A 13,382-nucleotide genomic window follows, 5' to 3' on the forward strand; every position below is an offset into this window, starting at 1 on the left:
CAGAAACCTCGACTTACAACGGCTTGACGATAAATAGGCCGTCGTCGTGGCCTTCTTCCGAACCGCCGTAAACCTGCTCGGCCACGGTGCGGATTTTGCTGCCGCTGGCTTCCAGCACCTGGTCCATGGCACCGGCAAACCAGCCGGTGAACATGTAATCGACCTTGCGTCCGACCTTGCCGTAGACGTAGACGAACGCGGAGTGCTCAAGCTTGACGCTGGCGGTGCCCTTTTCCAGATCGATGTCCTGGATCTTGAACAGGCCCCAGCCACGCTGCGAGAGGCGGTTCATGTAGTGCTCGAACACCGCAGCGCCTTCAAGGCCGTGGCATTCAGCTTCTTTTTCGCACCAGTGCCAGGCGGATTTGTAGCCGGCTTTGTAAAGGATTTCCGCGTAGGCGTCGGCGCCCAGCACCTCTTCAATGCCCATGTGGTTGTTAACGAAGAAGTGACGTGGGACGTAGAGCATTGGCAACGCATCGGAAGTCCAGACACCGGTTTCGCTGTCGACTTCGATTGGCAGTTGCGGGGCGATTTTGGCCATGGAAACTTAACTCCAGAAATTCGTAGGTGAACAAAGCAACCGCTTTGCCTTAAACAATAAAGTTGTCCGCGGGTGGTTTCAGAGCCGTAGCGAGCAAGGCCAAGAGCAAGGAAGAACCGGAGCGAAGGCGAGGCAGTGCTTCATGTACGGCGAGCCTTTCGCGAGGATCTGACGCAGCTATTGGTCTGCGCAGTAGGCTATGGAGCCGCCCACCACTATTCGCCCCAGACGTCCGCCAGGACGCGCACCCAGTTTTCGCCCATGATCTTGCGCACCACGCGCTCGGGGTGGCCGCGCTTGAGCAGGGTCTCGGTCAGATTGGGGAACTCACCCACGGTGCGGATGCCCAGCGGGTTGATGATCTTGCCGAAGCTGGTCAGGCGACGGGCATAGCCCTTGTCGTGAGTCAGGTACTCGAAGAAGTCCTGGCCGTGGCCCTGAGTGAAGTCGGTGCCGATGCCGATGGCGTCTTCGCCGACAAGGTTCATCACGTACTCGATGGCTTCGGCGTAGTCGTCGATGGTCGAATCGATGCCCTTGGCGAGGAACGGCGCGAACATGGTCACGCCGACAAAACCGCCGTGGTCAGCAATAAACTTGAGTTCGGCGTCGGATTTGTTGCGCGGGTGCTCTTTGAGACCCGAAGGCAGGCAGTGGGAATAAGTCACTGGCTTTTTGGATTCGAGGATGACTTCTTCGCTGGTCTTGGAACCCACGTGGGACAGGTCGCACATCACGCCGACGCGGTTCATTTCGGCGACGATCTCGCGACCGAAACCCGACAACCCGCCATCACGCTCGTAGCAACCGGTGCCAACGAGGTTCTGGGTGTTGTAGCACATCTGCACAATGCCAACGCCGAGCTGCTTGAAGATCTCGACGTAGCCGATCTGGTCTTCATAGGCATGCGCGTTCTGGAAGCCGAACAGGATGCCGGTCTTGCCCTGCTCCTTGGCTTTGCGGATGTCGGCGGTATTGCGCACCTGTATCACCAGGTCGCTGTTTTCGCGGATCAGTTTCTGGCTCGACGCGATGCTGTTGACGGTCTGCTGAAAACCTTCCCACACCGACACCGTGCAGTTGGCCATGGTCAGGCCGCCTTTGCGCATATCTTCGAACAGCTCACGGTTCCACTTGGCAATGATCAGCCCGTCAATAACGATGCTGTCGGCGTGCAATTCGGCTGGGCTCATCAGGCTGTCCCCTTTGGCTAATCACGCGCCGAATCGTGTGCCGGCGCTTTGGGGCCAGCATATGCCTGAGGGTCATGGGAGCCGGGTGCAAAAACGACAAGGGGCTTGCCGAAAGCGTCAAGAAACGACAAAGGGTGGATGGGGCCGACAGCGCGGCAGCTTGTTACCGAATCACAAGCGAGTGCGGGACGGCATCGCGACTTGAGGTCGAGAAAATCTTCAAACGCCGCACAGATCAATGGCTCCTCGGCTCACAAGAGGCTCTGGAGAGAAAAAAATAATTTCCACGACGCCTATCCGCATTACGTCACCAATCACACCAAGGCCTAAGAAACGCTGTTGCGGATATGAGCATTGAGCACGTCGAACTTCTCGGCGGAGCGACGCCCCAGCGGCAAGCTCGCTTTGAGGGAGAAACAGGTTTGCATGCGATTATTGATAAAAGTGTAGGGCTCAGACACTGGGCAACCCTCAGGAATAAATCTTGTTTTTAATGCGATCCCAACCGCCTGCCACGTTTCCGCCGCCACTACCGTCGCTGCGGCGCTGCTGTGTGTAATTAGTTTTGATACGGCCGTAATCCAGCTGAATCACTTCCCGGGGCACGCCATCACTTGCGCTCTGGGAATAGTCCGAAATGATCACTTCTTCCAGAACCACCTCGTAGTATTTGAGCTTGTCACCACCGGCGCGGTGCACCGCAATGGTCACCTTCGCAAAATGCTGGCCGGAGCAACTGGCCTACATCAGCTTGCAACTCGCAGCATCCAGGAACTTGGTGAAGTTGAACGTCGTCATCGTCGTTCGGCCAGACGATGCGCCGCCGGCAGAGCTGGCCGCGGCAGATGTACTTTGGTGGGTGCCAAAGTTGTAGCCGAGGATCTCAATCCAGTTTTTATGCTTTTCGTCGAGGCTCTCGCCCGCGATGCCGTCGAATTGTATGTACGCATCAAGCGCCATTGCTTTCTCCCTGATTAGCGTGCGTTTAGTAAGTCGCACTCTTTGTCCGTAGTGCGACGGATGCTATCGGAATAACTTTGATACGCGAACCCTCGACGGCATTTTCAGAGAATTCCCAAGGCCGCGTCACATTTCTAAACAGCCAACTCCAGAACCCTGCGCTGGGCGCTGAACGCACGGAATCATTCAACCGAGCCTGAAAAACGACCGAATGCGTCTATAAACGACGCCCTTCGACGACCGCTCAAGAGCGTCGGCATTTGATCACTGTTCTTTGCCGCGCGCTTGGGCGAGAATCCGACGCATTACTGAATCGGGACGACGCAATGAAAACGATTTTGCTGGCTTTGGCTCTATTCGCGACAGGCGCCCATGCAGCCCAAAACCCTGACTCCACGCCGTGCGATGGTGTCGACGAAGACAAACAGACGCTGGAGTGCTCGGTGTACAGCCGAGACACCGCCGTCAAACTGCTCGATGAGAACTTTCAAAACCTGCTGGAGCGCGTGGATACTCAGTTCGGTGCCAACAAGGCTCAGGCCGATGAGCTCAAGGCCAAGTTGAAAACTGCGCAGGATGCGTGGAAGAAACTGCGTGACGCCGATTGCGCAGTAGAAGTGTTCCCAGACAAGCCCGGCACCAAGGATTACAACATCAGCCAGAATGACTGCCTGGCGCGCACCAGTGACGAGCGATCCGAGTATCTGGAGTCCATCGCTCAATCGGAATGATCGTCAAATGAGATACCCTGACGGGCTTCACGAACTCAGGGCGTTTCCATGAAAATCTGTGGTGTAGAAATCAAAGGCAGCGAAGCCATTTTCGCTGTCGCCTCCCGCGCAAACGACGCACTCGAACACCTGCCATTGGCCACCAAGAAGATCGCCCTCGAAGACGACGATGAGTCGGCCAACGTAAAAGCCTTCAGCGCATTGATCGGCAAGTTCGTGCGCAACAACGACATCACGCAAATCGCGATCAAGAAACGCAGCAAGAAAGGCGAGTTTGCAGGCGGTCCGACCACGTTCAAGATTGAAACAATCTTCCAACTGCTGGACGACTGTGAGGTGACGCTGCTGTCGCCCCAGACCATCAACGCACAGTTCAAAAAGCATAATTTCGAACTGCCCGCAGCGCTGAACAAGTATCAGCACGAGGCTTATAAAGCCGCGTGCTCGGCGTTGATGAGGACCGGGAAGTAGCGTTGCAGGAGATTCCCCTTTTCCCTGCCGTCGCGCTATCGGGTAGCAAACGGAGGTCTGTGGGAGGAAGCCAGTTCGGCGGTGGATAAGAGCGCGCGCCTACAACCCCTGACGTTGCCGTAACCAGTCGGCGAACGCCTTGTCCTCAAGTGCGTAAGCCCCGCGATTGGATTTCCAGACCAGTTCCTTCTCCCGCAGGGCGTCAATACCGGCCTGGATGGTTTGCGTACCCGGCACCACATCGCTTCCCAACATTTGGAGCACTTTGGCGACCGCCACCACCGTTGCGTCGGAAAATGGCGCGAAGGGTTCGTTGAGCTGGGCCCGATCGGCCATCACCTGAAGCACGGCGCGTTGTGGCAGCGTCAGCGCGTTGTAGGCGCTTTCAAACTCGGCCCACACACCGGCTCGTAACATCGCGGCGCTATTGCGCAGGAGGTCGCCCAATTGGGTGGCTTCACCAAGCTCCAGGGCAACATCTCCAATAATGGTGCGGAGCATTTCAGGACGCCTCCCGACCAGCTCGAAAGCATCGTCGATGTCAGCAGCAGAAAATTGGTTGGTCTGTGCCAGATGGCTATTCAAGTGGGCCGTGTAAGCCTTGGTGAAGTCTTTGCCTAACAACGGAAAGGGCGTGATGCTCGACCCGTAGAACGGCTGATTCTTGTTGAGCACCAGATGCGCGAGCTTGTCGCGATTGGAGCCGGTGAACACCAGTCGCAGACCGCCGTCACCTCGGTCCACCCCCTGATTGAGCTCGTCCCGAGCGGCCTTGAGGGCAAACATAGCGTTGACACCTGCTTCGCTGGTGAGCGCGTGTTGCGCCTCATCGATGATCAGCACGATCATTTTTTGCGCTGCGCGGTGCAGTAGCTCAATGGCCTGCGTCAGGGTCGCGCCTGCGGGGAGTTGCGGCTGGGTAAAGTCCCAGGACAGAGTGCGCAGAAAGTTGAGCTTTTCGATGCCCGCTGATTTCGCCAGTTTGCGAATACCCTTTTCATACGGGGTCAACGCGGCAGCGATGGCGGTGGAAATAAGGTCGGCGGGATCTTTGTCCCGGTCTGCCCACAAATCGACGTAGACCGTTAGCCATCCTCGGTTTTCACATTGAGGAATCAGATCCTCGCGAAGAAATGTACTTTTGCCAGTACGTCTTGGCGCCGCAAGAAACAACCCCGACGCATAATCCTGCAGACCGTCACCGATCAGACCGTCCGCAACGGTCACTGCCAATCCATCCCGCTTGAAGACAAACCCAGTACGCTTCGACATGATCTATACCTGATTATTGCCACAGCTATAATTTATAGTCGTGAGTATAATCCACTATAAAAGAGAGTCAAACCGCGTCCTGCTCCCGCGCGGATCGTTTGCGATCTTCCCGCGGACATCGCGTAAACCTCGCTCTGTAGCTACGAGTGAAATACGAAGGCGATTCAAACCCGCACGCGATGCTTACCTCCAGCACGCTCATGTCGCTCTGGCGAAGCAGCTGTCGGGCTTTCTCCAAACGCAGGCCCAAATAGAAATTGCTGGGGGTGTCGTTCAAGTGCAACCGGAACAAGCGTTCGAGCTGCCGGCGTGCCACTTGAATACCTTCTGCCAACGCCAGCGTACTCAACGGCGGCTCGGTGTGTTGTTCCATGAGCCCGATCACCTGCACCAGTTTCTTGTTGTTGATGCCGTAACGCGTGGCGATCTGCATGCGCTGGTGGTCTTTGCGCGGGCGGATGCGGCCCAGCACGAACTGCTCCGACACCTTGATCGACAGATCCGGCCCGTGGGCCTGCCCGATCAGGTCGAGCATCATGTCGATAGACGCAGTCCCTCCCGCAGACGTAATGCGCCGGCGGTCGATTTCGAACAGCTCTTGCGTGGCCTGCAGTTTGGGGTACGACTCTTTCAATGCGTCCAGCGCTTCCCAGTGCAAGGTCAGACGATACCCGTCCAGTAAACCCGCCTTGGCCAGCACGAAAGCTCCGGTGTCGATGGCGCCGAGCGTTACGCCTTCGTGATCAAGGCGCCGCAACCAGTGCTCGAGTGCAGTCGTACAGAACTTGAGCGGATCGACGCTGCCCATCACCCACAGCGTTGCGCCCTTCTTCAGTGTCTCCAGCGCTGCATCCGCGTTCACCGACATGCCATTGCTGGCAATCACCGCCCCGCCATCGACACTCAGCACATGCCAGCGATACAACTCGCCACCAAAACGATTGGCAACACGCAAAGGCTCGACCGCAGACACGAAACCCATCATGGAAAAACCGGGTAAGAGCAGAAAGTAGAAATCCTGGGACATCGGCGAGAAATTCCTGAAGTGCAACGCGGACCTGCGCGGGATCGAGTTCACAGACTCACCACCCAATACACCTGCCCCCTCATCCGGGCAATAGCACAGGTCGCTGCTGTGCAAGAGCGGGTCGCCGCTGTGCGTTTGTGCACGGCGTGGGCTGCGTAGCTTTGCAGGTCAGAAGCGGGCGGCAAAAAAGCCTGCACGACCGAACGAACCCTGTCTGCAAGGAACCCGAAAATGAATCACGACGTCATCATCACCTGCGCACTGACCGGTGCTGGCGACACGACCGGGCGAAGCCATCTGGTCCCGATCACGCCAAAGCAGATTGCGGCGGCGGCGGTCGAGGCGGCCAAAGCGGGGGCGACTGTGGTGCATTGCCACGTCCGCGACCCTGAAACCGGCAAGTTTAGCCGCGACGTCGAGCTATACCGCGAAGTGATGGACCGCATCCGCGAGGCTGACATCGACATCATCGTCAACCTGACCGCAGGCATGGGCGGCGACCTGGAAATCGGCCCGGGCGAGCGCCCTACCAATTTCGGCCCGAACACCGATCTGGTCGGCCCGCTGGAGCGTCTGGCGCATGTCGAGGCGCTGCTACCGGAAATCTGCACGCTCGATTGCGGCACGCTTAATTTCGGCGACGGCGACACTATTTACGTCTCCACACCGGCGCAGTTACGGGAAGGCGCCAGGCGTATCCAGGAACTGGGCGTGAAGGCCGAGCTGGAGATTTTCGACACCGGTCATTTGTGGTTCGCCAAGCAGATGATGAAAGAAGGCCTGTTGGATAACCCGCTGTTTCAACTGTGCCTGGGCATCCCGTGGGGCGCGCCGGCGGACACCACGAGCATGAAAGCAATGGTCGACAACTTGCCAGCTGACGTCGTGTGGGCCGGGTTTGGCATCGGTCGCATGCAGATGCCGATGGCGGCACAGGCGGTGTTGCTGGGCGGCAACGTCAGAGTCGGGCTGGAAGACAACATCTGGCTGGATAAAGGCGTGCTGGCCAGCAACGGCGCACTGGTCGAACGCGCCAGCGAAATCCTCAGCCGACTGGGCGCACGGGTCATGACCCCGGCAGAAGGCCGCGTGAAGATGGGCCTGAAGACGCGTTTCTAAACCACCCTTTACCGCTGTAGGAGCGCGCTTGCCCGCGATTGCATTCTGTCAGTCACACCTTCATCGCTGACACAATGTCATCGAGGGCAAGCGCGCTCCTACAGGTGATCCCACTGCCTCAGGAATCAACCATGACCTTCATCACTCACATCAAAACCTTCGCTGCATTGGGCAGCGGCGTCATCGGCAGCGGCTGGGTTGCAAGGGCGCTGGCTCACGGCCTGGACGTCGTGGCCTGGGACCCGGCGCCCGGCGCTGAAGCGGCCCTGCGCAAACGCGTCGCCAACGCCTGGCCTGCGCTTGAGCAAAAAGGCTTGGTACGCGGCGCATCGCAGGACCGGCTTCGCTTCGTACCGACCATCGAGGAGTGCGTTCGCGATGCCGACTTCATTCAGGAAAGCGCCCCTGAGCGCTTGGACCTTAAACTCGATCTGCACGGCAGAATCAGCGCAGCTGCCAAACCTGATGCACTGATCGGCTCCAGCACCTCGGGCCTGCTGCCTTCAGAGTTCTACGAAAGCGCGACCCATCCCGAGCGCTGTGTGGTGGGACACCCTTTCAACCCGGTGTATCTGCTCCCGTTGGTGGAAGTGGTCGGCGGCAAAAACACTGCACCTGAGGCGATTCAGGCCGCCATGCAGGTTTACGAATCGCTTGGCATGCGCCCGCTGCATGTGCGCAAGGAAGTGCCCGGTTTCATTGCTGACCGGCTGTTGGAGGCGCTATGGCGCGAGGCGCTGCATCTGGTCAACGACGGCGTTGCGACCACCGGCGAGATTGATGACGCAATCCGCTTCGGCGCAGGGCTGCGCTGGTCGTTCATGGGCACGTTTCTGACTTACACCCTGGCAGGCGGTGATGCAGGCATGCGGCACTTCATGGCCCAGTTCGGTCCGGCGCTGAAGCTTCCGTGGACTTACCTGCCAGCTCCTGAACTGACGGACAAACTGATCGACGACGTGGTCGATGGCACTCGGGATCAGCTCGGTACGCACAGCATCGCAGCACTTGAGCGTTATCGGGATGACTGCCTGCTGGCGGTGATGGAAGCGGTGAAGAAGACCAAGCAGAAACATGGGATGGCGTTTGCCGATTGACCCCCGTTGCTTGAACCGAAGCCATCGCGGGCAGGCGCGCTCCCACAGATCATTGTCACAGGACCAACAGATGCCAATCCTCACCACCTATAGAACGCCCGTCCTTGCCGAGTGGGTCGACTACAACGGGCATCTTCGTGATGCGTTCTATCTGCTCATCTTCAGCTACGCGACCGATGCGTTCATGGATTTGATCGGGCTGGACAGCAATGATCGTGACGCCAGCGGTCACTCATTGTTCACCCTGGAAGCGCACATCAATTACCTGCACGAAGTGAAGCTGAACGAACAAGTGGAGGTTCGGACCCAGATCGTCGCCCACGATAAAAAGCGCGTTCACCTCTATCACAGTCTGCACCGGGCGGGCGTCGATGAGGCGTTGGCGGCGAGTGAGCAAATGCTGCTGCATGTTGACCTGGCGGGTGGAGCCAAATCTGCGCCGTTCAATGAGCAATCCCTCGAAAAACTGGCAGAGGTGCTGGACATGCAGATCGACCAGCCGAAGCCCACCTATGTCGGACGCGTGATAGGCCTGCCGCCGCAACGCTGAACCTGTAGGAGCGCGCTGGCCCGCGAATCGCGGTGAGTCAGCCACGACTGTCGTCAATGACACGCCGATATCGCGGGCAAGCGCGCGCCTGCAAACGTTTCTCTCAGCCACAAAAAAACCCGCATCGCTGCGGGCTTCTTGTGTCAGCTAAAGCTCAGATCAATTGACCTTCGCGTTCAGCTCGCCTTTGGCGTAACGCTCGAACATGCCTTCCAGGGAGATCACTTTGATCTTGGATGCATGGCCGGCAGTGCCAAACGCTTCATAACGGGCGATACAGACGTCGCGCATCGCGGTGACGGTTTTCGCCAGGTATTTACGTGGGTCGAACTCGCTCGGGTTCTTCGCCATGAACTCACGGATAGCACCGGTAGAGGCCAGACGCAGGTCAGTGTCGATGTTGACCTTGCGAACGCCGTGCTTGATGCCTTCAACGATTTCTTCGACCGGCACGCCGTAGGTTTCTTTGATGTCGCCGCCGTACTGGTTGATGATTTTCAGCCATTCCTGAGGCACGGAAGACGAACCGTGCATCACCAGGTGGGTGTTCGGAATGCGCTTGTGGATCTCTTTGATGCGCTCGATCGCCAGGATGTCGCCGGTAGGCGGCTTGGTGAACTTGTAGGCGCCGTGGCTGGTACCGATGGCGATGGCCAGGGCATCAACGTTGGTGCGCTTGACGAAGTCAGCGGCTTCCTCCGGATCGGTCAGCATCTGGCTGTGATCGAGCATGCCTTCTGCGCCAACGCCGTCTTCTTCACCGGCCATACCGGTTTCCAGCGAACCGAGTACACCCAGCTCACCTTCAACCGAAACACCACAGGCGTGAGCCATGGCCACAACACGTTGGGTAACGTCGACGTTGTAGTCGTAATCGGCCGGGCTCTTGCCGTCTTCGCGCAGGGAGCCGTCCATCATCACCGAGCTGAAGCCCAGTTGAATCGAACGCTGACAGATGTCAGGGCTGGTGCCGTGGTCCTGGTGCATAACCACCGGGATGTGCGGGAACTCTTCGATGGCCGCGAGAATAAGGTGGCGCAGGAACGGCGCACCGGCATATTTACGCGCACCGGCCGAAGCCTGAACGATCACCGGGGAATCGGTCTTGTCAGCCGCTTCCATAATGGCGCGCATCTGTTCCAGGTTGTTCACGTTGAATGCAGGAACGCCGTAGCCGAATTCGGCTGCGTGGTCCAGCAGCTGGCGCATGCTGATAAGTGCCATTGTCTGTCTCTCTCCCGGTAGGGTCGTTAATCGTGCGTGCCTGCCGTGTCGGCGGCCTCTGTTCAAATTATAGGGGCGTGTGATTCACAAGCCCGGTGTCGCATCGGCCCAAGCACAAGACGATTACTGCGCCTTGCAGCCTCGACCGATCAAATCGTTGGTCGCGTCCCAGTAAACCAGGCCTTCGCTACCTTTATTGTCGAACGCCAGCACGCCGTTACTGTACAACGTGGCGGAAGCGCCGGGCTCAGCCTTGAGCCGAAACACCTGCTCGCTTTGATTCAGACGCACATCGACCTCTTTCTTCGCCGGGTCGACGTAACGCCAGTAGACCTCAGCCTTGCTGTCACAGACCCAATGAGTCCATGGATCAGCAGGTCTGGAGGCCGTCATGCTGGCGCAACCGCCCAGCACTGCAAGTATCGCGAGGGCAATCAAGCCTTTCATTACAACTCCTGATTCAACCAATCGACGCTCACCCGATAGTGATCGCCCTTGTCGCAATGTGGTGCCCATCGTCCGCCGACACGAAAATCAGTGACAGGCGACCGGCCCAACGGCAGGCATGAAATCGTACTTTTCCCAAAACTCAGGGCCGCCGCGCTTGTACACGACCGGCACTGTTTCAGCCTGCCAGCCCGCTTGATAACAGCTGACCTGAAGCTGAGCGGGCGCAGCCGAACGCGCCTCCTCGGCTTCAGGCGTGCCGGCGCAACCGCCCAACACACCTGCTATCAACAACAGCGCTAATGGCTTGACCATGTGACTCCCCTTCTCCAAGGCCGAACACTCAGGCCTTGGCGCGTTGTTCCAGTATCTCTACAGCTGGCAGGACTTTGCCCTCGACGAACTCGAGGAACGCGCCACCACCGGTAGAAATGTAGGAGATTTGATCGGCGATACCGTATTTATCGATGGCTGCCAGCGTGTCGCCGCCGCCCGCGATGGAAAATGCAGAGCTTTCAGCAATGGCTTTGGCAAGCGTCTTGGTGCCTTCGCCGAACTGATCGAACTCGAACACGCCGACCGGGCCATTCCAGAGGATAGTCTTGGAAGATTTCAATAGTTCTGCGAACTGCTTGGCGGTCTGTGGGCCGATGTCCAGGATCATGTCGTCATCGGATACGTCGGCGATCAGTTTGACGGTGGCTTCGGCGTCCTGCGAGAAGGCCTTGGCGACTACGACATCAACCGGCAGCGGCACACTGACTTTCACTGCGATGGCACGGGCAGTGTCCAGCAGGTCAGGCTCGTACAGCGATTTGCCAACGTTGTGGCCCGCCGCCGCCAGGAAGGTGTTGGCGATACCGCCGCCCACGATCAGCTGGTCGCAGATCGTGCTGAGACTGTTGAGTACATCGAGCTTGGTTGAAACCTTGGAGCCGGCAACGATAGCGGCCATTGGCTTGGCGGGCGCACCCAGCGCCTTGCTCAATGCATCCAGCTCATTGGCCAACAGCGGGCCGGCTGCCGCGACCTTGGCAAACTTGGCAACGCCATGGGTCGAACCCTCAGCGCGGTGAGCGGTGCCGAACGCGTCCATCACGAACACATCACACAAAGCGGCGTATTTCTGCGCCAGCTCGTCAGTGTTCTTTTTCTCACCCTTGTTGAAGCGCACGTTCTCGAACAGCACGATATCGCCAGCCTTGACGTCGACACCATCGAGGTAATCGGCCACCAGCGGCACATCACGGCCCAAGGCCTTGCTCAGGTAATCGGCAACGGGTTTGAGGCTGTTTTCAGCGGAGAACTCACCTTCGGTCGGGCGACCCAGGTGCGAGCAGACCATGACGGCCGCGCCTTTTTCCAGCGCCAGCTTGATGGTCGGCAGCGAAGCAAGAATGCGCGCATCGCTGGTGACGACACCGTCCTTGACCGGCACGTTGAGGTCTTCACGGATCAGTACACGTTTACCTTGCAGATCGAGGTCGGTCATCTTCAACACGGTCATGAGGCGCTTCCTGTTTTTTACTGTTGTTTTTACTGATGTTGTTGCGAGACGCGCAGGTAGTGCTCGGCGATGTCCAGCATTCGATTGGCAAAACCCCATTCGTTGTCGAACCAGGCCAGCAGATTGACCAGTCGCGGGCCGGAAACCCGTGTTTGACTGGCATCGACAATGGCTGAATGAGGGTCGTGATTGAAATCACAACTGGCGTGCGGCAACTCGGTATACGCCAACAACCCCTTCAACGGGCCGCCGGTAGCGGCCTCGCGAAGAATCCGGTTGATCTCCACTGCATCGGTATCGCGCGCAGTTTGCAACGTGATATCCAGACACGAGACGTTGACCGTCGGCACTCGAACAGCTTTGGCCTGAATTCGGCCGGCAAGTTCCGGCAGCAACCGCTCGATACCGCGCGCCAGACCAGTGGACACCGGAATGATCGACTGAAAAGCCGAACGCGTGCGGCGCAGATCTTCGTGGTGATACGCATCAATCACCGGCTGATCGTTCATCGCCGAGTGAATAGTGGTGATCATGATGTATTCCAGGCCCAGCGCCTGATCCAGCAGTTGCAGCAACGGCACACTGCAATTGGTGGTGCAGGAAGCGGCAGACACCAGCATCTCGTGCCCGGTCAGCGTTTGCTGATTGATGCCGAACACGATGGTCGCATCGACATCAGCTTCGCTGGCCATGGGCTGGGAGAACAGCACCCTCGGCGCACGGGCGGCAAGAAACCGTTCGCCATCAGCGCGAGTGTTGTAGACGCCGGAACATTCGAGTACCAGATCAATGTCCAGCGCCCCCCAGTCGATGCCTTCAGGCGTCGCGCTGCGGAATACTTTGATGACGTGGTCGTTGATGTGCAGAAAATCGCCTTCGACCCGAACATCGCCGGGAAACCGGCCATGGGTGGAATCAAAGCGCGTGAGGTATTCGAGGCTGGCCATGTCGGCCAGATCGTTGATCGCTACCACTTCAAACCCGGCCTTTGCGCCACGCTCGCACAGCGCTCGCAGGACGCAGCGGCCGATACGGCCGTAACCGTTGAGTGCGACTCTGTAGGGACGGAGTTGGGGCATGGGGTTCTCGCAGGTATATCGAAAACTTGTAGGAGCGTGGCTTGTCCCGCGATCTGCCGGGAACCGGCAGCAAATCACACAACCCCGGTGTGTCAGTCACAACGGGGTCGCATGATTTACTGCTGCTGCGCAGCAGATCGCGGGACAAGCCACGCCCCTAC

The 13,382-nt window shown here is 58.3% G+C and carries 14 protein-coding genes and 1 pseudogene; 5 read left to right on the forward strand and 10 right to left on the reverse strand.

Going from position 1 to position 13,382, the window contains the following annotated elements:
• Nucleotides 1–13 precede the first annotated feature (13 nt).
• The 3 genes and pseudogenes from OYW20_RS24155 to OYW20_RS24165 all read right to left on the reverse strand — a co-directional run bounded on the left by OYW20_RS24155 (nucleotide 14) and on the right by OYW20_RS24165 (nucleotide 2,697).
• The gene (locus tag OYW20_RS24155; RefSeq protein WP_268798375.1) at nucleotides 14–544 is read right to left on the reverse strand and encodes a 4-vinyl reductase; all 531 of its coding nucleotides are present in this window, start codon (nucleotides 542–544) and stop codon (nucleotides 14–16) included.
• Between the two features lie 215 nt (nucleotides 545–759).
• A complete protein-coding gene (locus OYW20_RS24160; protein ID WP_268798376.1) occupies nucleotides 760–1,737 on the reverse strand; it encodes a dipeptidase in 978 nt (325 codons plus the stop codon).
• Between the two features lie 471 nt (nucleotides 1,738–2,208).
• Nucleotides 2,209–2,697: pseudogene (locus OYW20_RS24165) on the reverse strand (Hcp family type VI secretion system effector).
• A 326-nt stretch (nucleotides 2,698–3,023) separates the two neighbouring features.
• Between OYW20_RS24165 and OYW20_RS24170 the strand changes: the two are divergent.
• Both OYW20_RS24170 and OYW20_RS24175 read left to right on the forward strand, forming a co-directional pair.
• Nucleotides 3,024–3,428: a lysozyme inhibitor LprI family protein gene (locus OYW20_RS24170; RefSeq protein WP_268798377.1), complete on the forward strand. Its 405-nt coding sequence runs from the start codon at nucleotides 3,024–3,026 to the stop codon at nucleotides 3,426–3,428.
• Between the two features lie 48 nt (nucleotides 3,429–3,476).
• Nucleotides 3,477–3,899, forward strand: coding sequence for a DUF3010 family protein (locus OYW20_RS24175; protein WP_268798378.1), 423 nt, complete (start codon nucleotides 3,477–3,479; stop codon nucleotides 3,897–3,899).
• Nucleotides 3,900–3,998: 99 nt separating this feature from the next.
• On the opposite strand, the gene OYW20_RS24180 is transcribed toward OYW20_RS24175, so the two are convergent.
• Entirely contained in the window at nucleotides 3,999–5,171 is a 1,173-nt protein-coding gene (locus tag OYW20_RS24180) for an ATP-binding protein (protein WP_268798379.1), read from the reverse strand.
• Between the two features lie 67 nt (nucleotides 5,172–5,238).
• On the reverse strand, nucleotides 5,239–6,198 hold the full coding sequence (locus OYW20_RS24185; protein ID WP_268798380.1) for a GlxA family transcriptional regulator: 960 nt from the start codon (nucleotides 6,196–6,198) through the stop codon (nucleotides 5,239–5,241).
• A gap of 231 nt (nucleotides 6,199–6,429) precedes the next feature.
• Between OYW20_RS24185 and OYW20_RS24190 the strand changes: the two genes are divergently transcribed.
• The 3 genes from OYW20_RS24190 (at nucleotide 6,430) to OYW20_RS24200 (ending at nucleotide 8,964) form a co-directional block, all read left to right on the forward strand.
• Nucleotides 6,430–7,317: a BKACE family enzyme gene (locus tag OYW20_RS24190; protein WP_268798381.1), complete on the forward strand. Its 888-nt coding sequence runs from the start codon at nucleotides 6,430–6,432 to the stop codon at nucleotides 7,315–7,317.
• 131 nt (nucleotides 7,318–7,448) lie between these two features.
• On the forward strand, nucleotides 7,449–8,414 hold the full coding sequence (locus OYW20_RS24195; protein ID WP_268798382.1) for an L-carnitine dehydrogenase: 966 nt from the start codon (nucleotides 7,449–7,451) through the stop codon (nucleotides 8,412–8,414).
• Between the two features lie 70 nt (nucleotides 8,415–8,484).
• Complete coding sequence (locus OYW20_RS24200) at nucleotides 8,485–8,964, forward strand: thioesterase family protein (RefSeq protein WP_268798383.1); 480 nt, start codon at nucleotides 8,485–8,487, stop codon at nucleotides 8,962–8,964.
• Nucleotides 8,965–9,123: 159 nt separating this feature from the next.
• On the opposite strand, the gene fba is transcribed toward OYW20_RS24200, so the two are convergent.
• The 5 genes from fba to epd all read right to left on the reverse strand — a co-directional run bounded on the left by fba (nucleotide 9,124) and on the right by epd (nucleotide 13,221).
• Complete coding sequence (fba, locus tag OYW20_RS24205; protein WP_268798384.1) at nucleotides 9,124–10,188, reverse strand: class II fructose-bisphosphate aldolase; 1,065 nt, start codon at nucleotides 10,186–10,188, stop codon at nucleotides 9,124–9,126.
• A 123-nt stretch (nucleotides 10,189–10,311) separates the two neighbouring features.
• The gene (locus tag OYW20_RS24210) at nucleotides 10,312–10,635 is read right to left on the reverse strand and encodes an MliC family protein (RefSeq protein ID WP_268798385.1); all 324 of its coding nucleotides are present in this window, start codon (nucleotides 10,633–10,635) and stop codon (nucleotides 10,312–10,314) included.
• A gap of 87 nt (nucleotides 10,636–10,722) precedes the next feature.
• A complete protein-coding gene (locus tag OYW20_RS24215; protein ID WP_268798386.1) occupies nucleotides 10,723–10,950 on the reverse strand; it encodes a hypothetical protein in 228 nt (75 codons plus the stop codon).
• Between the two features lie 28 nt (nucleotides 10,951–10,978).
• Nucleotides 10,979–12,142, reverse strand: coding sequence for a phosphoglycerate kinase (locus tag OYW20_RS24220; protein WP_268798387.1), 1,164 nt, complete (start codon nucleotides 12,140–12,142; stop codon nucleotides 10,979–10,981).
• Nucleotides 12,143–12,171: 29 nt separating this feature from the next.
• Complete coding sequence (gene epd, locus OYW20_RS24225; RefSeq protein WP_268798388.1) at nucleotides 12,172–13,221, reverse strand: erythrose-4-phosphate dehydrogenase; 1,050 nt, start codon at nucleotides 13,219–13,221, stop codon at nucleotides 12,172–12,174.
• Nucleotides 13,222–13,382: the final 161 nt, after the last annotated feature.

The sequence above is a fragment of the Pseudomonas sp. BSw22131 genome, assembly GCF_026810445.1.
In the GTDB taxonomy this organism is placed as follows: Bacteria; Pseudomonadota; Gammaproteobacteria; order Pseudomonadales; family Pseudomonadaceae; genus Aquipseudomonas; species Aquipseudomonas huanghezhanensis.

Bases quoted from the DNA above. Each gene is read 5' to 3' on its own strand.
- OYW20_RS24170 (WP_268798377.1), top strand. From the start codon at position 3,024: ATGAAAACGATTTTGCTGGCTTTGGCTCTATTCGCGACAGGCGCCCAT.
- OYW20_RS24155 (WP_268798375.1), bottom strand. From the start codon at position 544: ATGGCCAAAATCGCCCCGCAACTGCCAATCGAAGTCGACAGCGAAACC.
- OYW20_RS24195 (WP_268798382.1), top strand. From the start codon at position 7,449: ATGACCTTCATCACTCACATCAAAACCTTCGCTGCATTGGGCAGCGGC.
- OYW20_RS24200 (WP_268798383.1), top strand. From the start codon at position 8,485: ATGCCAATCCTCACCACCTATAGAACGCCCGTCCTTGCCGAGTGGGTC.
- OYW20_RS24185 (WP_268798380.1), bottom strand. From the start codon at position 6,198: ATGTCCCAGGATTTCTACTTTCTGCTCTTACCCGGTTTTTCCATGATG.
- epd (WP_268798388.1), bottom strand. From the start codon at position 13,221: ATGCCCCAACTCCGTCCCTACAGAGTCGCACTCAACGGTTACGGCCGT.
- OYW20_RS24210 (WP_268798385.1), bottom strand. From the start codon at position 10,635: ATGAAAGGCTTGATTGCCCTCGCGATACTTGCAGTGCTGGGCGGTTGC.
- OYW20_RS24180 (WP_268798379.1), bottom strand. From the start codon at position 5,171: ATGTCGAAGCGTACTGGGTTTGTCTTCAAGCGGGATGGATTGGCAGTG.
- OYW20_RS24190 (WP_268798381.1), top strand. From the start codon at position 6,430: ATGAATCACGACGTCATCATCACCTGCGCACTGACCGGTGCTGGCGAC.
- OYW20_RS24220 (WP_268798387.1), bottom strand. From the start codon at position 12,142: ATGACCGTGTTGAAGATGACCGACCTCGATCTGCAAGGTAAACGTGTA.
- OYW20_RS24160 (WP_268798376.1), bottom strand. From the start codon at position 1,737: ATGAGCCCAGCCGAATTGCACGCCGACAGCATCGTTATTGACGGGCTG.
- OYW20_RS24215 (WP_268798386.1), bottom strand. From the start codon at position 10,950: ATGGTCAAGCCATTAGCGCTGTTGTTGATAGCAGGTGTGTTGGGCGGT.
- fba (WP_268798384.1), bottom strand. From the start codon at position 10,188: ATGGCACTTATCAGCATGCGCCAGCTGCTGGACCACGCAGCCGAATTC.
- OYW20_RS24175 (WP_268798378.1), top strand. From the start codon at position 3,477: ATGAAAATCTGTGGTGTAGAAATCAAAGGCAGCGAAGCCATTTTCGCT.